Origin of the sequence: Streptomyces sp. SID13666 (genome assembly GCF_010548325.1) — a bacterium.
In the GTDB taxonomy this organism is placed as follows: domain Bacteria; phylum Actinomycetota; class Actinomycetes; order Streptomycetales; family Streptomycetaceae; genus Actinacidiphila; species Actinacidiphila fildesensis.
The window spans coordinates 23278-47651 of record NZ_JAAGLX010000039.1 but is presented as its reverse complement, the minus strand read 5'-3'; the positions used below and the strand labels follow the sequence as shown (position 1 = coordinate 47651).

Below are 24374 nucleotides of genomic sequence, written 5' to 3'. Positions count from 1 at the left end.
AAGAATCCGCGACCACCGCGACCGCCCCGGTTCCGCCCGGGACCGCCCCGGAACCCACCGCGCCCGCCCCGGAACCCGCCGCCGACCCCGTGGTGACGGGGCCGCCGGCGCGCACCCGCGCCGCGGGCCGCCGCAGCCTGGCCCTCGCGCTGCTGCTCGGCGTCGCCGGCGCCGCCCTCACGCTGCTCGCGGTGGGCAAGACCTGGGCCCACGGGACCGCGAAGTACGCCGAGGGCTCGGTGGCGCTCACCGTCTCCGGCAGCGAGATCACCGGCGTGCCCGGCGCGCTCGCGCTCGTCGGCCTCGCCGCGCTGGTCGCCGTGTTCGCCGTCCGCGGGATCGGCCGCGCCGTCGTCTCGGGACTGCTCGTGCTGTGCGGCGCGGGCATCGTGACCGCAGCCCTCACCGACGGCCCCGGCTCCGCCCTGGACACGGCCGCCACGGCCGCCACGACGCTGGCCAGTACGACCGTCGTCGGTGAGAGTTCCACCACATGGCCATGGGCCGCCGCCACCGGGGGAGCGCTGCTGCTCGCGGCCGGAATGCTGGCCGTGCTGCGCGGCCGCCACTGGCCGGGGATGTCCAACCGCTACGACCGGGACGGGGCCACCGGCCTGCCGTCCCGCAAGGCGCAGCGCCCCGCCCCGGACCCCGAGCGCCCCGAGGAGCTGTGGAAGGCCCTCGACCGCGGCGAGGACCCGACCGGGGGCTGACCGGGGCTGACCGGGGGCCGGCGTGGGGCAGACCTGGGGCCGGCCCACGCCGCACCCCCGTGCACAAGGCGCTCCGGGAGCGCGCAAGAATGGTCGAGGACAACTTCCCCGACCGAGAACATAATGGGAGCACTCATGGCGGGCACCAACCACGGCCACACCCCTGCCGCCTGGACCGGCGTCATAATCGCCTTCATCGGATTCTGCGTCTCGGGTGCCTTCATGGTGATGGCCGAGCCGCTCGGATTCTGGGCGGGCCTGGTCGTGGTCCTGCTCGGCGGCGTCGTCGGCCTCGTGATGCGCGCGATGGGCCTGGGCCAGCCCCGGAAGCCCGCCCACAGCTGACGTCCGGCTCCAACGGCACGACACGCACGACAGGCGCGGCCCCGGCTGATCCGGGGCTGCGCCTTCGTACGTCCCGGGGCACAATCAGGCACGTGACCGACAAGCTGACCGCCGTGCCGCCGCCCGCCGGCACCGCCGCGCCGCATCACGAGCCGTGGTCCGCCCCGGAGCCCGCGCCGCCCGCCGGCGGGCTGCGGCGGGCCGCCGTCCCGCTGGGGGTGCTGGCGGGAGTCGTCGCCGCCTTCGCGTACGTCGGAGCGGTCGACCCGAACACCCCCGGCCACTACCCGGTCTGCCCGCTGCTGAAGTACACCGGGATCTACTGCCCCGGCTGCGGCGGGCTGCGCAGCGCCCACGCGGTCGCGCACGGTGACTTCGGCGCGGCCCTCGGTCTGAACGCACTGGCGGTGGCGGCCTATGTGCTCTTCGCCGTGGTCTGGGTGGTGTGGCTGTCGCGGACGCTGCGCGGCCGTCCGTTCGAGATCCGGCTGCGGCCCGCGTACTGGTGGGCGATCGGCGCGGTCGCGCTGTTCTTCAGCGTCGCCCGGAACCTTCCGTTCGGATCGGCGCTCGCCCCGTAGCGCTCCAGCGCCCCGGTACGCCGGTGCGCCGGCACGCCGGGCGATGGCAGGAACCGGCCATCTGCTGTCCGGTCCGCCCCCCTGGCGGCCGGAGGAACCGTGCCACGCAGGGCGGACGGATACCCCCGGTGGCCGCATTTGTCCAGGTAGTGGGACCGGGATCGACCGGATGCGCGCCCTCCGCCCTCGGCCGGATACCATCAGTGAGCCGAAGCAGGCATTTGCCGGCTTGATCGTTGACTGGCTTGATCGTTTCGGTGTACGGACCGTGCTCCACCACCCAGCCCGGAAGGGGACCGCTCGCGTGAGTGTGCTCGACGAGATCATCGACGGAGTCCGCGCCGACCTCGCCGACCGGCAGGCTCAGGTCTCCATCGACGAGCTCAAGGAGCGGGCCGCCAAGGCACGCGAAGCGATGGACGGAGTCGCCGCGCTGCGCGGTGACAGCGTCAAGGTCATCTGCGAGGTCAAGCGCTCCAGCCCCTCCAAGGGCGCGCTGGCCGCCATCGCCGACCCGGCCGGGCTCGCCGCCGACTACGAGGCGGGCGGCGCCGCGGTCATCAGCGTCCTCACCGAACAGCGCAAGTTCGGCGGCTCCCTCGCCGACCTCGAAGCGGTCCGCGCCAAGGTCGACATCCCGGTGCTCCGCAAGGACTTCATCGTCACCGCGTACCAGCTGTGGGAGGCCCGCGCCTACGGTGCCGACCTCGCCCTGCTGATCGTCGCCGCCCTGGAGCAGGACGCGCTGGTCTCGCTCATCGAGCGTGCGACCTCGATCGGGCTCACCCCGATCGTCGAGGTGCACGACGAGGAGGAGGTCGCCCGCGCGGTCGACGCCGGCGCCCGGATCATCGGCGTCAACGCCAGGAACCTCAAGACCCTCGAGGTCGACCGCGGCAACTTCGCGCGCATCGCGCCCGAGATCCCGGACGAGATCGTGAAGATCGCCGAGTCCGGTGTCCGCGGCCCGCACGACCTCATCGCGTACGCCAACGACGGCGCCGACGCCGTGCTCGTCGGCGAGTCCCTGGTGACCGGCAAGGACCCGCGGGCGGCCGTCGCCGACCTCGTGGCCGCCGGCGCTCACCCCGCCCTGCGGTTCGGGCGGAAGTAACCCCATGTCGATCTCGACGCGCCTCGCCCCCGGTTGCCGCCCCCGCGGCTGCCGGGCGCCGGCGCGTCGCGTATTGGGCCGTCGGGTGCGTTATGTGATCGGCGGCGAGCCCGGACAGGTCAACGGAATGCGATGGCGTCGCGGCTGAGCCGCGACACTTCCATCAGCCATCGCATTTCACTGTCAGGGGACTCCTGTGTCTGCCATGTCAGAATTCTTCATTCCCGATCCTGAGGGTCGGATCCCGAGCGCCGAAGGCTACTTCGGCGCGTTCGGCGGCAAGTTCATCCCGGAGGCGCTGGTCGCCGCCGTGGACGAGGTCGCCGCGGAGTACGAGAAGGCCAAGGCCGATCCGGCCTTCGCCGCCGAGCTGAACGACCTGATGGTCAACTACACCGGTCGGCCGAGCGCGCTCACCGAGGTCGCGCGGTTCGCCGAGCACGCGGGCGGCGCCCGGGTGTTCCTCAAGCGCGAGGACCTCAACCACACCGGCTCGCACAAGATCAACAACGTGCTGGGCCAGGCGCTGCTCACCAAGCGGATGGGCAAGACCCGCGTCATCGCCGAGACCGGCGCCGGCCAGCACGGCGTCGCCACCGCCACCGCGTGCGCGCTCTTCGGCCTCGAGTGCACCATCTACATGGGCGAGGTCGACACCAAGCGCCAGGCGCTGAACGTCGCACGGATGCGGATGCTCGGCGCCGAGGTCGTCTCCGTGACGTCCGGCAGCCGCACCCTCAAGGACGCCATCAACGAGGCGTTCCGCGACTGGGTCGCCAACGTCGACCGCACCCACTACCTCTTCGGCACGGTGGCCGGACCGCACCCCTTCCCGGCGCTGGTCCGTGACTTCCACCGGGTCATCGGCGTCGAGGCCCGCCGGCAGATCCTGGAGCGCACCGGACGGCTCCCGGACGTCGCCGTCGCCTGCGTCGGCGGTGGCTCGAACGCCATCGGGCTCTTCCACGCCTTCCTCCCCGACGCGGGCGTACGCCTCGTCGGCTGCGAGCCCGCAGGCCACGGCGTGGAGACCGGCGAGCACGCCGCGACCCTCAGCCAGGGCGAGCCCGGCATCCTGCACGGCTCCCGCTCCTACGTCCTGCAGGACGACGAGGGGCAGATCACCGAGCCGTACTCGATCTCGGCGGGACTGGACTACCCGGGCGTCGGCCCGGAGCACTCCTACCTCAAGGACACCGGCCGCGCCGAGTACCGCGCGGTCACCGACGACGACGCGATGCAGGCACTGCGCCTGCTGTCGCGCACCGAGGGCATCATCCCCGCGATCGAGAGCGCGCACGCGCTCGCCGGAGCGCTGGAGATCGGCCGCGAACTGGGCCCGGACGCCCTGCTCCTGGTGAACCTCTCCGGACGCGGCGACAAGGACATGGACACCGCGGCCCGCTACTTCGGTTTGTACGAGAACGAGAACGAGCAGGGGGAAGCCAAGTGAGCGGCAACATCGCGCTGTTGAACGCGGCCCTGGCCGCGGCGAAGGCCGAGAACCGGGCCGCGCTGGTCGGCTACCTCCCGGCCGGATTCCCCACCGTCGACGGCGGCATCGAAGCCGTCAAGGCGATGCTCGAAGGCGGCTGCGACGTCGTCGAGATCGGCCTGCCGCACAGCGACCCGGTGCTCGACGGACCGGTCATCCAGACCGCCGACGACATCGCGCTGCGCGGCGGCGTCCGGATCAAGGACGTGCTGCGCACCGTCCGCGAGGCGCACGCCGCCACCGGAGCGCCGGTCCTGGTCATGACGTACTGGAATCCCGTCGACCGGTACGGCGCCGAGCGGTTCGCCGCCGACCTCGCCGAGGCGGGCGGCGCCGGCTGCATCCTGCCCGACCTGCCGGTCGAGGAGTCCGAGGTGTGGCGCAAGGCCGCGGAGCTGCACGGTCTGGCCACCGTCTTCGTGGTCGCGCCGAGCAGCCGCGACGCGCGGCTCGCCAAGATCACCGCGGTGGGCACCGGCTTCGTCTACGCGGCGTCGCTGATGGGCGTCACCGGCACCCGGGTGAGCGTCGGCGAGCAGGCGGCCGACCTCGTCCTGCGCACCCGCGCCACCACGGACCTGCCGGTCTGTGTCGGCCTGGGCGTCTCCAACCCCGAGCAGGCCGCCGAGGTCGCCGCCTTCGCGGACGGCGTCATCGTCGGCTCCGCGTTCGTCATGCGGCTTCTGGACGCGCCCGACCTGGAAGCGGGTCTGGCCGGGGTGCGGGAGCTGGCCGGCGAGCTGGCGGCGGGCGTCCGCAAGCGCACCGGGGCGGTCCGGCAGAGACGGTAGGACAGATCGTTTTAGTCCCTCATTAGGGCGAATCAGGACCGGGGAGGCGCAGCGGCGCCTCCCCGGTTCGTTGTCCAGGGGTGTGAGCCAGAAGAACCGTGAGGGAAAGCGCACCGCCCGTGAGGCGATGCATGAACAGCGCGAGAAGGACAAGGCGCGCGACAAACGCAAGAGGACACTGATCGTCGGCGGTGCCGTCGTCGTGGTCCTGGCGATTGCCGGGGTGGTGGCCGGGGTGCTGGCCAACCACAAGAGCGAACCGGCCAAACCGGTGGCGTCCCCCAAGGGCGCGACCGGCAACGACAACCTCGTCATTCCCACCGGCGCGGCCGACGCGCCGTCCACCCTGACCGTCTACGAGGACTTCCGCTGCCCCGGCTGCGGCATGTTCGAGAAGACCTTCCGCGACACCGTGCACTCCCTGGAGGACAGCGGCGCGCTGAAGGCCGACTACCACCTGGTGACGATCATCGACGGCAACATGGGCGGTACCGGCTCGCTGAACGCGGGCAACGCCGCCGTCTGCGCGCAGGACGCGGGCAAGTTCCGGGCGTTCCACGACGTTCTCTACGAGAACCAGCCGGACGAGCGGGAGGACAAGTTCGGGGACAAGGCGTATCTGCTGGAGCTCGCCGACAAGGTGCCGGGGCTGAAGACCGACACCTTCACCGCGTGTGTGAACAACGGCAGGTACGACAGCTGGATCAAGAAGTCGGCCGCCGCCTTCGGCGGCTCCGGCTTCAGCTCCACCCCGACCGTGCTGCTCAACGGCAAGAGCGTCTACGGAAACCAGACCGACCCGCTGACCCCGGACAAGCTCAAGCAGCAGGTCGAGGCGGCCAACAAGGGCAAGAAGGCGGGCACCGTCACGCCGATCCCCACGTCCTGACGCCCGTCCCGACCGCATCACGACCGCATCACGACGGCAGGGCCGTTACGCGTCCGTAGCCGGGCTGGTTGCCACTCCACCCGCCCGGCACGGTAGCGTCGGCCCTGCTATGGAGATCCTCGCTTTCATTCCCAGTCCGTCCAGCGGTGTGGTGTACCTCGGACCCATCCCGCTCCGCGGCTACGCGTTCTGCATCATCATCGGCGTCTTCGTAGCCGTCTGGCTCGGAAACAAGCGGTGGGTGGCCCGCGGTGGCCAGAAGGGGACCGTCGCGGACATCGCCGTGTGGGCGGTGCCCTTCGGACTCGTCGGCGGCCGGCTCTACCACGTCATCACCGACTACGAGCTCTACTTCGGTGACGGCAAGGACTGGGTCAACGCGTTCAAGATCTGGGAGGGCGGCCTCGGCATCTGGGGCGCGATCGCGCTCGGTGCGGTCGGCGCCTGGATCGGCTGCCGCCGCCGGGGCATCCCGCTGCCGGCCTGGGCGGACGCCCTCGCCCCGGGCATCGCGCTGGCGCAGGCCTGCGGCCGCTGGGGCAACTGGTTCAACCAGGAGCTCTACGGGCGCGCCACCGACCTGCCGTGGGCGCTGAAGATCAGCGCCACCGACAGCCACCCGGGCGGCACCTACCACCCGACGTTCCTGTACGAGTCGCTGTGGTGCGTCGGTGTCGCGCTGCTGGTGATCTGGGCGGACCGCAAGTACGGCCTCGGCCACGGCCGGGCCTTCGCGCTGTACGTCGCGTCGTACTGTGTGGGCCGCTTCTGGATCGAGTACATGCGCGTCGACGACGCCCACCACATCCTGGGTCTGCGGCTGAACGACTGGACCTCGATCGTCGTCTTCATCGGCGCCGTGGTCTACATGGTGCTGTCGGCGCGGTGGCACCCGGGCGTCGAGACGGTCGTGGAGCCGGCGGCGGGCGGCGACGTGAGCCTGGACAAGGGCACCGCGGACGCGGACGCCGGGAAGAACGGCAAGGACGCCGATTCCCAGGCCTCCGACGCCGAGGATTCCGAAGCCTCGAACTCTGGCGCGAAGGTGTCGGAGAACGACGGCGCAGAGGCGTCCAAATCCTCCTGAACCCCCTCGCTCCTCCCGCGGCCGCCGGCTCTTCCGAGTCTGGCGGCCGCGGTGTTTTCGCAGGTAGGACAGCCTTTCCTAGCTGGAATGCGGCGGAATTCGCGCGTACCTTCGGGGTGTTCGCAGGGAGGGGACCGGGGCGCGTGCTCCGGTCGGAGGGAGTACCGCCACATGTCGACGGCCGTCGAGACCGAAGAGAAGCCCGCGCCGTACCACGTCGCGCACCACACCCACCGGGACGTCAGCGGTGGCTGGCTGCGGCCCGCGGTGTTCGGGGCGATGGACGGACTGGTGTCGAACCTCGCGCTGATGACCGGTGTCGCCGGCGGTGACGTCGACACGAAGGTGATCGTGGTCACCGGGCTGGCGGGGCTGGCGGCCGGCGCGTTCTCGATGGCGGCGGGGGAGTACACCTCGGTGGCCTCGCAGCGCGAGCTGGTCGAGGCGGAGCTGGCCATCGAACGGCTGGAGCTGAGCCGGCACCCCAAGGACGAGCTGCGGGAGCTTGCCGCGCTGTACGTGTCCCGCGGTGTGGAGCCCGAGCTGGCGATGGAGGTGGCCCGGCAGATGTCGGCCGACCCCGAGCAGGCGCTGGAGATACACGCCCGCGAGGAACTGGGCATCGACCCGGCGGACCTGCCGTCGCCGCTGGTGGCGGCCGGCTCCTCGTTCGTGTCCTTCGCGCTCGGCGCGCTGCTGCCGGTGCTGCCCTATCTGCTGGGCGCCACGGCGCTGTGGCCCGCGCTGGTGCTGGCGCTGATCGGGCTGTTCGGCTGCGGTGCCGCGGTGGCCCGGGTGACGGCCCGCTCGTGGTGGTTCAGCGGAATCCGGCAGCTCCTGTTGGGCGGAGCGGCTGCCGGGGTTACCTTCGTACTGGGTTCATTCATCGGCACCGCCGTCGGCTGAGCCGCGTGATCGAGGCCACAAGCCTCCTGTTGTTTCCCTCTCGTTTCAGGTACCGCGCCACCGGGCATCAGACCGTGGCGCCGGGCGGGATCCGCCCCGGGCAACTCTGTAACGACATGGTCCGTAGGTACTGCGTACTCCCTGCATACACCGCACCTTGTCCACATGATGGAACTGAGTATCCGCTTCTCGAACACTCGGTCATCATGTAACCTGCACGAAATCGCAGAGGGCCAACGTCGTCCCTATTGCGCATGCCTATGACAGGCACTGCATATATGCCAATGACGACGACGGGAGAGCCGATGCGTTCCGCGTTCATGGACGGGCGACCCGCCCCGCAGGGAATGTACGACCCCCGCAACGAGCACGACGCCTGTGGCGTCGGCTTCGTGGCCACCCTGACGGGCGAGGCCAGCCACGCGCTGGTCGAGCAGGCACTGACCGTTCTGCGCAATCTGGAGCACCGCGGTGCCACCGGTTCCGAACCCGACTCGGGTGACGGCGCGGGCATCCTCCTCCAGGTCCCGGACGCGTTTCTGCGCGAAGCCGCCGGGTTCGCCCTCCCCGGGGCCGGCCACTACGCCGTAGGCATCGGATTCCTGCCCGTCGACACCGAGGACCGCACCAAGGCCGTCGACGCGATCGAGAGGATCGCCGTCGAAGAGGGCCTCAGCGTCCTCGGCTGGCGCGAGGTCCCCGTCGCGCCGCAGCTGCTGGGTGCCACGGCCCGCTCGACGATGCCGCACTTCACCCAGCTCTTCGTCGCCGACGCCTCGGGCACCAGGTCCGGCCTGGCGCTGGACCGGCCCGCCTTCGTGCTGCGCAAGCGCGCCGAGCGCGAGGCCGACGTCTACTTCCCGTCGCTGTCCGCGCGCACGATCATCTACAAGGGCATGCTCACCACCGGGCAGCTGGAGCCGTTCTTCCCGGACCTGTCGGACCGGCGGACCGCCACCGCGATCGCCCTGGTGCACTCCCGCTTCTCCACCAACACCTTCCCGAGCTGGCCGCTGGCACACCCGTACCGGTTCGTGGCGCACAACGGTGAGATCAACACCGTCAAGGGCAACCGCAACTGGATGCGGGCCCGCGAGTCGCAGCTCGACAGCGACCTGTTCGACGGCAGCCTGGAGCGGGTCTTCCCGGTCTGCACCCCGGGCGCCTCGGACACCGCGTCCTTCGACGAGGTGCTGGAACTGCTGCACCTCGGCGGCCGCTCGCTGCCGCACAGCGTGCTGATGATGATCCCCGAGGCATGGGAGAACCACGCCTCGATGGAGCCCGCCCGCCGCGCGTTCTACCAGTACCACTCCACGATCATGGAGCCCTGGGACGGCCCGGCCTGTGTCACCTTCACCGACGGCACCCAGGTCGGCGCGGTCCTGGACCGCAACGGTCTGCGCCCCGGCCGCTACTGGGTGACCGACGACGGCCTCGTCGTGCTCGCCTCGGAGTCCGGCGTCCTGGACATCGAGCCCGGCAAGATCGTCCGCAAGGGACGGCTGCAGCCCGGCAAGATGTTCCTCGTCGACACCGCCGAGCACCGCATCATCGAGGACGACGAGATCAAGACGGCGCTGGCCGCCGAGCACCCGTACGCGGAGTGGCTCGACGCCGGGCTGATCGCCCTGGAGGACCTGCCCGAGCGTGAGCACATCGTGCACACCCACGCCTCGGTCACCCGCCGCCAGCAGACCTTCGGCTACACCGAGGAAGAGCTGCGCGTCATCCTCGCCCCGATGGCCAAGACCGGTGGTGAGCCGCTCGGCTCCATGGGCACCGACTCGCCGATCGCGGCGCTGTCCGACCGCCCCCGGCTGCTCTTCGACTACTTCACCCAGCTCTTCGCGCAGGTCACCAACCCGCCGCTGGACGCCATCCGCGAGGAGCTCGTCACCTCGCTGATCTCCACGGTCGGCCCCGGCGGCAACCTGCTGGAGCCGTCACCGGCCTCCTGTCGCAACGTCGTGCTGCCCTTCCCGGTGATAGACAACGACGAGCTGGCCAAGCTCATCCACATCAACGCCGACGGCGACCTGCCCGGCCTCGGCGCCGCGACCCTGTCCGGCCTGTACCGGGTCGCGGGCGGCGGCGCGTCCCTCGCGGCGCGCCTCAGCGAGATCTGCGCCGAGGTCGACACCGCGATGGAGGACGGCGCGCGCCTCATCGTGCTGTCCGACCGGCACTCCGACGCCGAGCACGCGCCGATCCCGTCGCTGCTGCTCACCTCGGCCGTCCACCACCACCTGATCCGCACCAAGCAGCGCACCCAGGTCGGCCTGATCGTCGAGGCCGGCGATGTGCGCGAGGTGCACCACGTCGCGCTGCTCATCGGCTACGGTGCCGCGGCCGTCAACCCGTACCTGGCCATGGAGTCCGTCGAGGACCTGGCGCGCGCGGACACCTTCCTGCAGGGCATCGAGGCCGAGGACGCGATCCGCAACCTCATCAAGGCGCTCGGCAAGGGCGTCCTGAAGGTCATGTCCAAGATGGGCATCTCCACCGTCGCCTCCTACCGCGGCGCTCAGGTCTTCGAGGCCATCGGCCTGGACACCGAGTTCGTGGACACCTACTTCCACGGCACCGACACCAAGCTCGGCGGCTCCGGTCTCGACGTGGTCGCCCAGGAGGTCGCCGCCCGGCACGCCAAGGCCTACCCGGTCTCCGGCATCGCCGCCGCGCACCGCCGCCTCGACATCGGCGGCGAGTACCAGTGGCGCCGCGAGGGTGAGCCGCACCTGTTCGACCCGGACACGGTCTTCCGGCTGCAGCATTCCACGCGCACCCGCCGCTACGACATCTTCAAGCAGTACACCAGCCGCGTCGACGAGCAGTCGGAGCGTTTGATGACGCTGCGCGGGCTGTTCAACTTCAAGGAGGGCCGTACCCCGATCTCCATCGACGAGGTCGAGCCGGTCTCCTCGATCGTCCGGCGCTTCTCCACCGGCGCCATGTCGTACGGCTCCATCTCCATGGAGGCGCACGAGACCCTCGCCATCGCCATGAACCAGCTGGGCGGCAAGTCCAACACCGGTGAGGGCGGCGAGGACGCCGAGCGGCTCTACGACCCGGCCCGGCGCAGCGCCATCAAGCAGGTCGCCTCCGGCCGCTTCGGCGTGACCAGCGAATACCTGGTCAACTCCGACGACATCCAGATCAAGATGGCGCAGGGCGCCAAGCCCGGCGAGGGCGGCCAGCTGCCCGGCCACAAGGTCTACCCCTGGGTCGCCAAGACCCGGCACAGCACGCCCGGGGTCGGTCTGATCTCGCCGCCGCCGCACCACGACATCTACTCGATCGAGGACCTCGCCCAGCTGATCCACGACCTGAAGAACGCCAACCCCAAGGCGCGCATTCACGTCAAGCTGGTCTCCGAGGTGGGCGTCGGCACCGTCGCCGCCGGTGTCTCCAAGGCACACGCGGACGTCGTCCTGATCTCCGGCCACGACGGCGGAACGGGCGCCTCGCCGCTCACCTCGCTCAAGCACGCGGGCGGCCCCTGGGAGCTCGGCCTGGCCGAGACCCAGCAGACGCTGCTGCTCAACGGGTTGCGCGACCGTATCGTCGTGCAGACCGACGGCCAGCTCAAGACCGGCCGTGACGTCGTCATCGCCGCCCTGCTGGGCGCCGAGGAGTTCGGCTTCGCGACCGCACCGCTGGTCGTCTCGGGCTGCATCATGATGCGCGTCTGCCACCTGGACACCTGCCCGGTCGGCGTCGCCACCCAGAATCCGGTGCTGCGCGAGCGCTTCAGCGGCAAGGCCGAGTACATCGTCAACTTCTTCGAGTTCATCGCCGAAGAGGTCCGCGAGATCCTCGCCGAGCTGGGCTTCCGCACCATCGAGGAGGCCGTCGGCCACGCCGAGCTCATCGACGCCGGCCGCGCCGTCGACCACTGGAAGGCGCAGGGCCTGGACCTGGCCCCGCTGCTGTACGTGCCGGAGCTGCCCGACGGCGCGGTCCGGCACCAGGTAACGGTGCAGGACCACGGTCTGGAGAAGGCGCTCGACAACACGCTGATCCAGCTCGCCGAGGAGGCGCTGGCCACCGGCGCCCCGGTCCGTATCCAGCTCCCGATCCGCAACGTCAACCGCACGGTCGGCACCATGCTCGGCCACGAGGTGACGAAGAAGTACGGTGGCGCGGGCCTGCCCGAGGACACCATCGACGTCACCCTGACCGGCTCCGCCGGCCAGTCGTTCGGCGCCTTCCTCCCCCGGGGCATCACGCTCCGCCTGGAGGGCGACGCCAACGACTACGTCGGCAAGGGCCTGTCCGGTGGCCGCGTCATCGTCCGCCCGGACCGCGGTGCCGACCACCTCGCCGAGTTCTCCACCATCGCGGGCAACACCATCGCGTACGGTGCGACCGGCGGCGAGCTGTTCCTGCGCGGCCGGACCGGCGAACGGTTCTGCGTCCGCAACTCCGGTGCCACCGTCGTCTCGGAGGGCGTGGGCGACCACGGCTGCGAGTACATGACCGGCGGCCGGGCCGTCGTCCTGGGCGAGACGGGCCGCAACTTCGCGGCCGGCATGTCCGGCGGTATCGCGTACGTCCTGGACCTCGACCCGGACAACGTCAACACCGGCATGGTCAATGTCGAGGCGCTCGACGCCGAGGACATCACGTGGCTGCACGATGTCGTGCGCCGCCACCAGGAGGAGACCGGCTCCACCGTCGCCGAGAAGCTGCTCGGCGACTGGGGAACCACCCTCACCCGCTTCGGCAAGGTCATGCCGAGGGACTACAAGGCAGTGCTCGCCGCCAAGAACGCCGCCGAGCAGGCCGGACTCTCCGAGTCCGAGACCACCGCGAAGATGATGGAGGCGGCTAATGGCTGACCCCAAGGGCTTCCTCACCACGCCCCGCCAGCTGTGCGACCGGCGTCCCGTCGAGGAGCGCAAGCAGGACTGGAACGAGGTCTACATCCCCGGCGGGCTGTTGCCGATCATCAGCAAGCAGGCCGGCCGCTGCATGGACTGCGGTATCCCGTTCTGCCACAACGGCTGTCCGCTCGGAAACCTCATCCCCGAGTGGAACGACTACGCCTACCGCGAGGACTGGACCGCGGCCAGCGAGCGGCTGCACGCGACCAACAACTTCCCGGAGTTCACCGGGCGGCTGTGCCCCGCGCCCTGCGAGTCCGCCTGTGTGCTGGGCATCAACCAGGACGCCGTCACCATCAAGAATGTCGAAGTCACCATCATCGACAAGGCCTGGGACAGCGGTGACGTGACGCCGCAGCCGCCGGAGCGGCTGTCCGGCAAGACCGTCGCCGTCATCGGCTCGGGCCCGGCCGGTCTGGCCGCCGCCCAGCAGCTGACCCGCGCCGGCCACACGGTCGCGGTGTACGAGCGCGCCGACCGCATCGGCGGCCTGCTGCGCTACGGCATCCCCGAGTTCAAGATGGAAAAGCGGCACATCAACCGCCGTATCGAGCAGATGCGCGCCGAGGGCACCAAGTTCCGCACCGGTGTCCAGATCGGCACCGACCTGCTGGGCGACAAGCTCAAGAAGCGTTATGACGCCGTCGTCATCGCCGCCGGCGCCACCCAGGCCCGCGATCTGCCGGTGCCCGGCCGTGAGCTCGGCGGCATCCACCAGGCGATGGAGTACCTGCCGCTCGCCAACAAGGTGCAGGAGGGCGACTTCGTCGCTCCGCCGATCACCGCCGAGGGCAAGCACGTGGTCGTCATCGGCGGCGGCGACACCGGTGCCGACTGCGTCGGCACCGCCCACCGCCAGGGCGCGGCCTCGGTCACCCAGCTGGAGATCATGCCGCGGCCGTCCGACGACCGCCCGGAGAACCAGCCCTGGCCGACGATGCCGATGACGTACAAGGTCACCTCGGCGCACGAGGAGGGCGGCGAGCGCGTCTACGCCGTCAACACCGTGAAGTTCGAGGGCGACGAGGACGGCAACGTCCAGTCGCTGCACCTGGTCGAGGTGGTGTTCCAGGACGGGAAGTTCGTGCCGCAGCCGGGCACCGAGCGCTCCATCCCGGCCCAGCTCGTCACGCTGGCCATGGGCTTCACCGGCACCGACCAGAAGAACGGCCTGATCGACCAGCTCGGCCTGGAACTGGACGCGCGCGGCAACATCGCCCGCGACCAGGACTACGCGACCAACGTCGGCGGCGTGTTCGTCGCCGGTGACGCGGGCCGCGGCCAGTCGCTCATCGTGTGGGCCATCGCCGAGGGCCGCTCGGCCGCCAGCGCGGTGGACCGCTTCCTGACCGGCGCCAGCACCCTGCCGTCCCCGGTCCGCCCGACGGACCGCCCGGTCTCCGTCTGATCCGCTCCACCCCGAGCTGTCCCGCACAACGAAGTGCGGAACATGACGCGGCGCCTGCCCACCCCGACCACGGGGGCAGGCGCCGCGCACCTTTTTTGGACCCGCCGGCCGATCTCAGGTGTCGCACTCCAGCACCGTCCGGCAGAGCGTGCAGCGGGCGGTGACGCGGCCGCGCACCGGGACCCGGATCCGCTGATGGCAGGTGGGGCAGGGGAAGGAGACCCGCGGCGGGTTCGTCGCCTCGAAGGAGTAGCCGCCCAGCGGTGCCGCGGGCTGCGCGGTGCCCGCGCGCCGGTCCCTGGCGTAGCGCCGCCGGGCCGTCCAGCCGGCGGCGAGCAGCGGCGGCTGCCGCCGCTCCTGCTCGGCGAGGACCAGCCCGGCCCGGTAGGCGTCACGCGCCAGCGGGCTGCTGAACCACGGCTCGATGTCGTCGCCGAAGACCAGCGCCCGCTTCGCGAGCACATAGCCGTACTCCTCCGGCGTCAGATAGCCCAGCTTGTACGCGGACATCATCAGCCGGTCCTCCCGGATCGCCGGCTCCTCCCGGTACGAGTCCAGCAGCAGCCAGCCCGCCCCGAGGAACGCCGTCGCGGTGTCGGTGAGGATCTCGTTGTCGCGGGTGCCGGGCAGTTCCAGACCGAGCCGGTGCAGGTAGACGTGCATGACCTCGTGCGCCAGCGCCGCGCCCACATCGCGGCGGTCCGTCTTGAAGCGGGAGTGCAGCTCGACGAAGTACTCGGGGCCCGCCGCCAGTTCGACACTGCCCGCGTGCACCATGTCGCGGAACCCCACCACCATCCGGGCGTCCGGCAGCCGGAAGTGCTGCAGCATCACACGCGCCACGCGCTGCGCCCCCAGATACGGGTCCTCGTCCGGCGGGAACTCCACCGACTCCGGGCGCACGCTCGCCGGGTACTGCTCGACCGTGTCGGCGGACAGCCGCCGGTACAGCGCGGTGAGCGAGCTCTGGATCGTGGCCAGGTGCGGGAACCCGTGCTCGATCTCGGTCACAGCCATCTCCCCCCGCCGGCCACCGTGCGGACCGGTGGCCTTTCGAGATTACGCGTCCGCACCGGGGGAGACGCGGAAACCACTGGTGGTGCCTCCGTGCGGGGGCACAAAGATCGCGGGACCGTACGGTGTGCCCGCTCTGCGGTTGCGGGGGCCGAGGACCCCCGGTCCCATGGAGGAACACGGGAACCCGGGACCGGCCCGAAGGGAACGCATGACGATCAGCGTGGTCATCGCCGATGACCAGGAGATGGTCAGGACCGGTTTCCGGATGATCCTGGACAGCGAGCCGGACATCGACGTCGTCGCCGATGTCGTCGACGGTGAGGCCGCCCTCGACGCCGCCCGCCGGCTGCACCCCGACGTCTGCCTCCTCGACATCCGGATGCCGGGACTCGACGGCCTGGAAGTGACCCGGCTGCTGTGCGCCCCCGAGGTGGTCCGGCCGCCCCGCGTCGTCATCGTCACCACCTTCGACCTGGACGAATACGTGCACACCGCCTTGCGCAACGGCGCCTGCGGCTTCCTGCTCAAGGACTCCAGCCCCGCCATGCTCGTCGAGGCGGTGCGGGCCGCCGCGGTCGGCGACTCGCTGATCTCGCCCGCCATCACCGTGCGGCTGCTGCGCGACATGGCACCGGCCGCCGGCTCGCCGGGGGCCGGGCCCGTACGGCAGCCCGCCGAGCCGCTCACCGAACGCGAGCAGGACGTCGTGCGGTGCCTGGCCCGCGGTATGACGAACGCGGAGATCGCCTCCGAGCTGTTCGTGTCCCTCTCCACCGTCAAGACCCACCTGGGCCATGTGCAGATCAAGCTCGAGGCCCGCAACCGGGTCGAGATCGCGGCCTGGGCGTGGGAGAGCGGGCTGGCCGCCGGGCCGGGAGGCGGGCCCGCGTGAACAACCTGCCCGGGTGGGCGGTCCGGCACCCGGGGCTGGCCGTCGCGGCCAAGATCACGCTCTGCGCGGTGCTGCTGTTCCTGGTCAGCTTCGAGGGCGTGGTCCTCGCCCAGCAGCCGAGCCGCCCGCACGCGATCGTCTGGGCCGCGGGCATCATCGTCTGCCTGTGCGTCGTGCCCTACACCCGCGTCCCGCTCGTCCCCCGGGCCTGCGTGGCCGTCGCCGTCTCCTGGACCGCCTCGATCATCCTCATGGCGGGGGAGCACCCGGAGGTCACCTGGGGCCTGGGCGAGGGCATCGCCCTGCTCGTGCTGCTCGCCGCCGTGGTGCAGCGCTGCCCCGCCCGCACGGCGGCGATCCTCGGACCGATGCTGGGCGTCGCCTGCGTCACCGCCCCCATGCGGGACGTCAGCCCCGGCGCCTTCACCGTCCTGTACGGGGTGCTGACCGTCCTCGTCACCGCGTACTCCCTCATCCAGCGCCAGCAGGCCGGCCAGCGTGTCAACGACCTCGCCGCCGTCCGCTCAGCCGAGCGCCTGGAACTCGCCCGCGAACTGCACGACCTCGTCGCGCACCACGTCACCGGCATCGCCGTCCAGGCGCGCGCCGCCCGCTACACGGGGGTGTCGGGCGAGCAGGCGGACGCCACCTTCGCCCGTATCGAGAACTCCTCGGGCGAGGCGCTCGCGGCGATGCGGCGGCTGGTGCGGGTGCTGCGCGAAGGCGCCGCCGAGACCACGCCGGTCGCCGGCATCGTCCAGGTCAGGGAGCTGGCCGAGGCCTTCTCCGAGGTCGGGCCGCCCGTCGTGCTGTACGTGGAGCGGGGTCTGGACGAACGGATCCCCTCGGACGTCGCCGCCGGGGTGCACCGCATCGTCCGCGAGGCGCTCACCAACATCCGCAAGCACGCCGCCGACGCCACCGCCGTCCGCATCGGCCTGCGCTCCGTGCCCGCGGGGCTCGAACTGCGCATCACCGACGACGGCACCGGCGCCGCCCGCCTCTCCGCGCAGGCGTTCGGCGGCGGCTACGGCCTGGTCGGGCTCCAGGAGCGTGCCGAGGCGCTGGGCGGCGAACTCACCGCGGGCCCGGCCCCCGAGGGCGGCTGGCAGATCCTGGCGACGCTGTCACTCGACGCGTGAACCCGCCGGCCGCGTGGACCCGGCCGGAAGCGTGCACCCGGCGGATGCGCGGGCAGTCGATTCCGGCCCGACCCATGAGTCCAACAGCGGCCCACCTTTGTCCATGGGCGCGCCGGGTCCCCGCGACGCAAGGTGTAGGGCGATCGACCTGTGAAGCAGCTGTACAGCCGGTGGTCACCGGCTGTGCCGCCCACGGCAACCGGCGGTGCGTCCAGCAGCACCGCCATGCCGTGGCGATGCCGTAGTTATGCCGTAGTGAGGAGTGCGATGTCCGCCCCCGACACCAGCATGGAAGCCGGTCCCAGCCGCCGCGCGGTGGTGCTCTCCACCGCAGCCGCCGGACTGGCCGCGGCGCTCGTCCCCGGACAGGGCAGCGCCGCCGCCGCGACGGCCGCCGCGGGCCGAGCGGTGATCCGCTCGGCGCAGCTGGACGTCCGCGTCCACACCGCCTTCCCCGGCATCGCCTCCTACACCGACCGCGGCACCGGCGCCGTCATCCACGGCGCGCCCGCCCCCGCGAGCACCGTCCTCATCGACGGCGCCGTCCACACCCCGCAGGTCACCAGCGCGGTCCGCGCCGACCGCATCGCGTACACCCTCACCTTCGACGGCGGGACGCGCATCGAAGCGCAGATCGCCGTCGACGGCTGGACCGCCGAATTCCGTGTCACCGCCATCGCCGACACCGACAGTCTGCGCGTGGGCACCCTGCAGATCCCCGGACTGCGGCTGCTGAGCGTGCGCAGCGACCAGCCGGGGGCCACCCTGCTCGCCGCGAAGCTGCAGCTCGACAAGGCCACCAGCGGCGACACCCTGGTCCGCGTCACCGCCACCACGCCCGCCGAGGCGGCGGCCACCGGCTGCGCGTACGCGGTCGTCGCCACCGACGCGCTCGGCGCCGCGATCGAGAGCAACACCGTCTACGACAAGCCGGTCGGCGCGCAGGGCACCACCTGGGAGAACGGCCGCTTCTGGCGGCAGACCCTGGCCGGCGACGGCTGGATCGAATCCGGGCTGGCGCCCGGCCAGTGGACGTACCGGGCCGCCGGCGCCGCCACCACCGACACCGAGCCGCTGCCGTACGCCAAGGTCATCGTCACCCGGGACCGCAACGGCGACGGGAAGACCGACTGGCAGGACGCGGCGATCGCACTGCGGGACATCGCCGTCACCCCGCTCGGCGCCGACACCCAGCACCTGCGGGTCGTCCCGCACATCCCGTTCAACTTCGCCAGCCAGGCCACCAACCCGTTCCTGGCCACCCTCGACAACGTCAAGCGGATCTCCCTGGCCACCGACGGGCTGCGGCAGTTCACCCTCCTCAAGGGCTACCAGTCCGAGGGCCACGACTCCGCGCACCCCGACTACGGCGGCAACTACAACCGGCGTGCGGGCGGCCTCGCCGACCTCAACACCCTCGTCGCCCGCGGCGCCCGCTGGAACAGCGACTTCGCCGTCCACGTCAACGCCACCGAGTCCTACCCGGTGGCCAACGCCTTCTCCGACCAGCTCGTCGACAAGACCGACCAGCAGTGGGACTGGCTCGACCAGTCCTATCGCATCAACGCCCGCCGCGACCTGATCAGCGGCGACATCGCCGCCCGCTTCCAGCAGCTGCGCGACGAGACCCACCCGGCGCTCAACACGATCTACCTCGACGTGTTCCGCGAGTCGGGCTGGACCTCCGACCGGCTCCAGCGCCATCTGCGCGCCCAGGGCTGGAACGTCACCAGCGAATGGGGCCACGGCCTGGAGCGCTCCTCCCTGTGGTCGCACTGGGCGAACGAGACCGACTACGGCGGCGACACCTCGCGCGGCATCAACTCGCAGCTCATCCGCATGGTGCGGCACCACCAGAAGGACGTCTTCGCCGACAAGTGGCCGCTGCTGGGCACCGCCAAGCTCGGCACCTTCGAGGGCTGGGTCGGCAAGACCGACTGGAACGCCTTCTACCGCACCGTCTGGACGGAGAACCTGCCCGCCAAGTACCTCCAGGCGTACCCGATCAGCACCTGGACCGACCACGAGATCACCTTCTCCGGACCCACCGCCACCTCGGTGACCGACGCCGACGGCACGAAGACCATCACCACCGACGGCCGCACCGTCTACCGCGGCGGCAGCTACCTGCTGCCCTGGGAGCCGCGGCAGGCCAAGAACCCGCCGAAGCTCTACCACTACAACCCGGCGGGCGGCGCCTCCACCTGGCGGCTGCCCGCCGGCTGGGCGGCGGCCCGCACCGTCAGCCTCTACCGCCTCACCGACCAGGGCCGCCGCTTCGAAGGCGACCTGCCAATCCGGTCCGGCTCCGTCACCGTGACCGCCGAGGCCGGACAGCCCTACGTCGTGTACCGCGACCGGGCGCCCCGCCAGGCCGCCCCCGGCTGGGGCGAGGGCACCGTGATCCACGACCCCGGCTTCCACTCCGGCCGGCTCGACGACTGGCACGTCAACGGGCCGGCGACCGTCGTCCGCAACCCCATCGGCGACTACGAACTCGTCATCGGCGCCGGCCCCGCCGCCTTCGTCGGCCAGCGCCTGTCGCGGCTGCGGCCCGGCAGCTACGCGGCCTCCGTCCAGGTCGAGGTCGGCGCCACCGCGGGGGAGTGGCGCAGGGCGGCCCTGGAGGTCCGCACCGCCGACGGCGTCACCGCCGTCAACTGGACCGACACCTCCACCGCGGGCAACTACGTCGCCGCCGACCGCAAGCACGGCTCCCGCATGCAGCGGATGTTCACCTGGTTCACCGTCCCCGAAGGCGGCGGCCCGGTCACCCTCGCCCTGCGCGCCGACGAGGGAGCGGCCCGCGTCACCTTCGACAACGTCCGCGTCGTCGCCGCCCTCCCCACCCGCAGCCCCGGCGCCCTCGTCCACGAGGACTTCGAGAACGTCCCCCAGGGCTGGGGCGCCTTCGTCAAGGGCGACGCAGGCGACGTCACCGACCCCCGCACCCACATCGCGCAGCGGCACTCCCCGTTCACCCAGGCCGGCTGGAACGGCAAGGTGATCGACGACATCATCGACGGCACCCAGTCCCTCAAGTCCCGCGGCGAGAACGACGGGCTGATCTACCGGACCGTCCCGCACACCGCCCGCTTCGCCCCCGGCCGCCGCTACCGCGTCACGTTCCGCTACGAGAACGAGGAAGCCGGCCAGTACGCCTGGATCACCGCCACCGACCGCCCGGAAACCACCGAACTGTCCCGTACGCTGCTGCCCGCCGCCCGGACGCCCGCCACCCACAGCTACGAGTTCACCACCCCCGCCGACGGCGACGCCTGGGTGGGGCTGCGCAAGGCCGGCGACAGCGGCACCGCCGAGTTCTCCCTCGACACCTTCACCGTCACGGACCTCGGTCCTGCATAACACCCCAAACCGCCAGGGGGCCGGGGGCGTGGCCCCGACCCCCTGGCCAGCACCGCACTCCATGAGCCAAGATCAGTCCTCGATGTTCCACACATGGATGCGCTACTTCTCCCCGAACCCGGTCCACCACCGGCTCGGCCTGGTATGCCTCGGCGTCGGCATGCAGCACGGAGCGCTGCCCACCGTCGGGCCGCGCACCATCGACCACCACGTCGCCGTCGTCATCAGCGCCGGCTCCGGCTGGTTCCGGCACCGCGGCGGCGACGCCGTGGAGATCACCGCGCCCACCCTGCTGTGGCTCACACCCGACGCCGAACACCACTACGCGCCGCACCCCGGCAGCGGCTGGGACGAGAGCTTCGTCGACTTCACCGGACCGGCCGCCGCCACCTACACCGAACTCGGCTACATCGAGCCCGACCGGCCCATCGTCCCGCTCAGCGACACCACGGGACCGCGCGCCGTCATCGCCCGCATCGCCCGCGCGGCCCGCCCCGGAAACCCGCTCCTGGAAGTCGAGAGCTCCGCAGCCGTCCATGAACTCCTCGTCGCCCTGCGCCGCGCCCGCGCCGACACCACCGGCGACGGCGACCGGGTGCTCGACGCCCTCGCCCGCGACGCGTTCCTGCCGCTGACCATCGCGGAACACGCCGCCCGGCACGGCATGACGCTGGCCGAACTGCGCGCCGCGGTCCGCCGCAGCGCCGACTGCAGCCCCAAGGACTACCTGCTCGGCATCCGGCTCGGCCGCGCCAAGGAACTCCTCGCCGCCACCGACCTGCCGGTCGCCGCCGTCGCCCGCCGCGTCGGCTACGAGGACCCCGCCTACTTCAGCCGGCTGTTCACCCGCCGGGTCGGCGCCGCCCCCGTACGCTTCCGCGAACAGCAGTACCGCACCGTCCCCGGCGGCTGGTCCACCGACCACCTCGACCCCCGGAGGATCACCCGGCAGGCCGCAGATCACCCCGGGCCGTGACCTGGACCACCCCGTACGGCAGCATGTCCGGCATGCCAGCCCTGACTCGCGCCGAGGCCGAGACCCGCGCCCGCCTGATCGACGTTCACCATTACGCGATCCACCTGGACCTCACCCGCGGCGACGCGACCTTCCGCTCCACCACGGTGATCCGCTTCAGCGCGCGTGAAGCCGGCGCCGCCACCTTCATCGACCTCAGGCCCGCCGCACTGCACAGCGCCGCACTCAACGGCCACGCGCTCGACCCCGGCACCCTGGACGACGGCCGGCTCCCGCTCACCGGGCTGCGGGCCGACAACGAACTGCGGATCGACGCGGACATGCACTACTCCCGCACCGGCGAAGGCATGCACCGCTTCACCGACCCCGCCGACGGCGAGGTCTACACGTACTCCCAGCTCGGCCTCGACCACAGCCCCGCGTTCGCCGCCACGTTCGACCAGCCCGACCTCAAGGCCGTCTTCGACGTCACCGTCACCGCCCCGCCCGCCTGGACCGTCCTCGGCAACGGCATAGCGCAGCGCACCCGCGCCGGCGAAGGGCACTGGCAGCTCGCCACGACACCGCCCATCAGCACCTACCTCCTCGCGGTCGCCGCGGGCCCCTGGTACAGCATCCGCACCGAACACGCCGGACTGCCCTTCGGCCTGCACGCCCGCAAGAGCCTGGGACCGCACCTGGAGAGCAACGCGGCCGAGCTCCTCGACACCACCCGCCGCTGCTTCGACCGGTACCACGAGATCTTCGACGAGCCCTACGCCTTCGACTCCTACGACCAGGCGTTCGTCCCGGAGCTCAACTGGGGCGCCATGGAGAACCCCGGCCTCGTCACCCTCCGCGACGAATACGTCTACCGCTCCGCCGTCACCCACACCGAACGCCAGAGCCGGGCCGTCGTCATCGCCCACGAAATGGCCCACATGTGGTTCGGCGACCTCGTCACCCTGCGCTGGTGGGACGACATCTGGCTCAACGAGTCCTTCGCCGAGTACCTCGGCTACCAGGTGCTCGCCGAAGCCACCGGCTTCACCAGCACCTGGACCGACTTCGCCATCGCCCGCAAGATCTACGGCTACGACGCCGACCAGCGCCCCTCCACCCATCCCGTCGCCCCGGAAGCCGTCCCCGACACCGCCTCCGCGATGCTGAACTTCGACGGCATCTCCTACGCGAAGGGCGCCTCCGCACTGCGGCAGCTCGTCGCCTGGCTCGGCACCAGGGACTTCCTCGCGGGCGTCAACGACCACATGGCCCGGCACCGCTTCGGCAACGCCACCCTCGACGACTTCATCGAGTCCCTCGCCGGCGCCACCGACCGCGACGTCCGCAAATGGGCCGCGCAGTGGCTGCGCACCACCGGCGTCGACACCCTCCAGCCGCACTTCGACGGCCCCGCCGCACCGTTCATCGCCCGCACCGGCAGCCGCCCGCACCGCATCGGCGTCGGCCTGTACGACCGCGCCGTGACCGACCCGTGCCGGCTCGTCCTGCGCGAACGCCTCGCAGCGGACCTCGCCGCCCCCCGCGTCCCGCTGCTGCCCGAAGGCCGCCCCGTCCGCCCCGACCTGGTGCTGCTCAACGACGGCGACCTCAGCTACACCAAGATCCGCTTCGACGACCAGTCGTGGACCACCGTCACCGAATGCCTCAGCGGCCTGCCCGACCCGCTCTCCCGCGCCGTGGTCTGGAACGCCGCCCGCGACCTGGTACGCGACGGCGAACTGCCGCCCGGCGACTACTTCGAGCTCGTGCTGCGGCACCTGCCCGCCGAGACCGACCCCGCCATCGTCCAGGGCGTCCTCGCCTTCACCCGCGGCCAGCTCATCGACCGCTACCGCGGCCCCGCCCGCCGCACCGCCGACCTCACCCTGCTCGCCGGTGTCTGCCGCACCTTTCTGTACGCAGCCGACACCGCCCTGCACCTCAGCGCCGCCCGCACCCTCATCGACTGCGCCGTCACCGGATCCGACACCGCACGGCTGCGGGACTGGCTCACCGCCGGCCGGATCACCGACGGACCCGCCCTCGACCCCGAACTGCGCTGGCAGCTGCTGCTCCGCCTCACCGTCCTCGGCGCCGCCACCCCTGGGGACATCGCCGCGGAACTCGCCCGCGACCCCAGCGCCTCCGGCGAGGAGGGCGCGGCCCGCTGCCGCGCCGCCCTCCCCGACCCGCAGGCCAAACACGCCGCGTGGACCTCGATGTTCGGCGACGACTCCCTGTCGGTCTATCTGTTCACCGCCACCGCCCAGGGCTTCTGGCAGCCGGAACAGCACCATCTGCTGCACGGATACGTACCGCACTACTTCGCGGCGGCCACCGCCGTCGCCGCCCGCCGCGGACCCGCGCTCGCCACCGCCGCCGGCCGGCACGCCTTCCCCACCACGGCCACCGACATGTCCACCCTGCGGGTCGGCGGCGAATGCCTGCGCGACGCGCACCCGCTGCCGGCCCTGCGCCGCCAGCTCGCCGACCAACTCCACGACCTGCAAAGGGCGTTGAAGATCCGGGCGACATACCCCGAGCCGGCCGACGACACCGTCCGCGGCTAGGCCACGGCGAGGCCACGGCCCAGGACCGTTCCACCAGGGTGCCCGCCGGCCGGGCGGGCACCCTGCGCCAAACCCTGCCGCGAACCGTCCGACCTGCCCGATCACACCGCCCCGACCACCCCCCCCGCACGGCCGGAATCCGATCCTCCGCACCGGCCCCGCAATACCCCTGACCGGTGGCTCTCGTTGAGCACACCGGGCGGAACCGCCC

18 protein-coding genes are annotated in these 24374 nt (G+C 71.6%); 17 read left to right on the top strand and 1 reads right to left on the bottom strand.

Translation table 11 applies throughout. The annotated features are described in order from the left end of the window. The first annotated feature begins 89 nt into the window (after nucleotides 1-89). From G3I60_RS34010 to G3I60_RS33960, 12 genes are all read left to right on the top strand, one after another. Nucleotides 90-713, top strand: a complete 624-nt coding sequence (locus G3I60_RS34010) for a TIGR02234 family membrane protein (RefSeq protein WP_343241467.1) — start codon at nucleotides 90-92, stop codon at nucleotides 711-713. A 135-nt stretch (nucleotides 714-848) separates the two neighbouring features. Then, entirely contained in the window at nucleotides 849-1058 is a 210-nt protein-coding gene (locus G3I60_RS34005; protein ID WP_138358680.1) for an HGxxPAAW family protein, read from the top strand. A gap of 191 nt (nucleotides 1059-1249) precedes the next feature. Next, on the top strand, nucleotides 1250-1639 hold the full coding sequence (locus tag G3I60_RS34000; RefSeq protein WP_239070603.1) for a DUF2752 domain-containing protein: 390 nt from the start codon (nucleotides 1250-1252) through the stop codon (nucleotides 1637-1639). A gap of 304 nt (nucleotides 1640-1943) precedes the next feature. After that, nucleotides 1944-2753 (top strand): indole-3-glycerol phosphate synthase TrpC, encoded by an 810-nt coding sequence (gene trpC / locus G3I60_RS33995; RefSeq protein WP_138358678.1) that lies wholly within the window; start codon nucleotides 1944-1946, stop codon nucleotides 2751-2753. Between the two features lie 4 nt (nucleotides 2754-2757). Then, nucleotides 2758-2901, top strand: coding sequence for a tryptophan biosynthesis modulator TrpM (gene trpM / locus G3I60_RS47135; RefSeq protein WP_368860168.1), 144 nt, complete (start codon nucleotides 2758-2760; stop codon nucleotides 2899-2901). A 57-nt stretch (nucleotides 2902-2958) separates the two neighbouring features. Next, nucleotides 2959-4206, top strand: a complete 1248-nt coding sequence (gene trpB / locus G3I60_RS33990; RefSeq protein ID WP_138358677.1) for a tryptophan synthase subunit beta — start codon at nucleotides 2959-2961, stop codon at nucleotides 4204-4206. Continuing rightward, a complete protein-coding gene (trpA, locus tag G3I60_RS33985) occupies nucleotides 4203-5039 on the top strand; it encodes a tryptophan synthase subunit alpha (RefSeq protein WP_164296062.1) in 837 nt (278 codons plus the stop codon). Before trpB ends, trpA begins: the two co-directional genes overlap by 4 nt. 82 nt (nucleotides 5040-5121) lie before the next feature. Further along, entirely contained in the window at nucleotides 5122-5928 is an 807-nt protein-coding gene (locus tag G3I60_RS33980; RefSeq protein ID WP_164296064.1) for a thioredoxin domain-containing protein, read from the top strand. Nucleotides 5929-6037: 109 nt separating this feature from the next. Next, nucleotides 6038-7015 carry a prolipoprotein diacylglyceryl transferase gene (lgt, locus tag G3I60_RS33975; protein ID WP_164296065.1) on the top strand — a complete coding sequence of 326 codons (978 nt, stop codon included), beginning with the start codon at nucleotides 6038-6040 and terminating at the stop codon, nucleotides 7013-7015. Between the two features lie 171 nt (nucleotides 7016-7186). Next, nucleotides 7187-7921 (top strand): VIT1/CCC1 transporter family protein, encoded by a 735-nt coding sequence (locus G3I60_RS33970; RefSeq protein ID WP_164296066.1) that lies wholly within the window; start codon nucleotides 7187-7189, stop codon nucleotides 7919-7921. A gap of 305 nt (nucleotides 7922-8226) precedes the next feature. After that, a complete protein-coding gene (gene gltB / locus G3I60_RS33965; protein WP_164296068.1) occupies nucleotides 8227-12765 on the top strand; it encodes a glutamate synthase large subunit in 4539 nt (1512 codons plus the stop codon). Next, nucleotides 12758-14218, top strand: coding sequence for a glutamate synthase subunit beta (locus tag G3I60_RS33960; RefSeq protein WP_138358668.1), 1461 nt, complete (start codon nucleotides 12758-12760; stop codon nucleotides 14216-14218). The genes gltB and G3I60_RS33960 overlap by 8 nt, the downstream gene beginning before the upstream one ends. Before the next feature lie 114 nt (nucleotides 14219-14332). On the opposite strand, the gene G3I60_RS33955 is transcribed toward G3I60_RS33960, so the two are convergent. After that, nucleotides 14333-15235 (bottom strand): hypothetical protein, encoded by a 903-nt coding sequence (locus tag G3I60_RS33955; RefSeq protein ID WP_138358666.1) that lies wholly within the window; start codon nucleotides 15233-15235, stop codon nucleotides 14333-14335. A 208-nt stretch (nucleotides 15236-15443) separates the two neighbouring features. Here G3I60_RS33955 and G3I60_RS33950 point away from each other — a divergent pair, with 208 nt between their 5' ends. From G3I60_RS33950 to pepN, 5 genes are all read left to right on the top strand, one after another. Continuing rightward, the gene (locus G3I60_RS33950) at nucleotides 15444-16127 is read left to right on the top strand and encodes a response regulator transcription factor (protein WP_138358665.1); all 684 of its coding nucleotides are present in this window, start codon (nucleotides 15444-15446) and stop codon (nucleotides 16125-16127) included. Continuing rightward, nucleotides 16124-17269, top strand: coding sequence for a sensor histidine kinase (locus tag G3I60_RS33945; protein ID WP_307811231.1), 1146 nt, complete (start codon nucleotides 16124-16126; stop codon nucleotides 17267-17269). The genes G3I60_RS33950 and G3I60_RS33945 overlap by 4 nt, the downstream gene beginning before the upstream one ends. A gap of 267 nt (nucleotides 17270-17536) precedes the next feature. After that, complete coding sequence (locus tag G3I60_RS33940) at nucleotides 17537-20635, top strand: endo-alpha-N-acetylgalactosaminidase family protein (protein ID WP_164296069.1); 3099 nt, start codon at nucleotides 17537-17539, stop codon at nucleotides 20633-20635. A gap of 82 nt (nucleotides 20636-20717) precedes the next feature. Then, entirely contained in the window at nucleotides 20718-21611 is an 894-nt protein-coding gene (locus G3I60_RS33935) for an AraC family transcriptional regulator (protein ID WP_164296099.1), read from the top strand. A gap of 32 nt (nucleotides 21612-21643) precedes the next feature. Further along, the gene (gene pepN / locus G3I60_RS33930) at nucleotides 21644-24163 is read left to right on the top strand and encodes an aminopeptidase N (RefSeq protein ID WP_164296071.1); all 2520 of its coding nucleotides are present in this window, start codon (nucleotides 21644-21646) and stop codon (nucleotides 24161-24163) included. Nucleotides 24164-24374 lie beyond the last annotated feature (211 nt).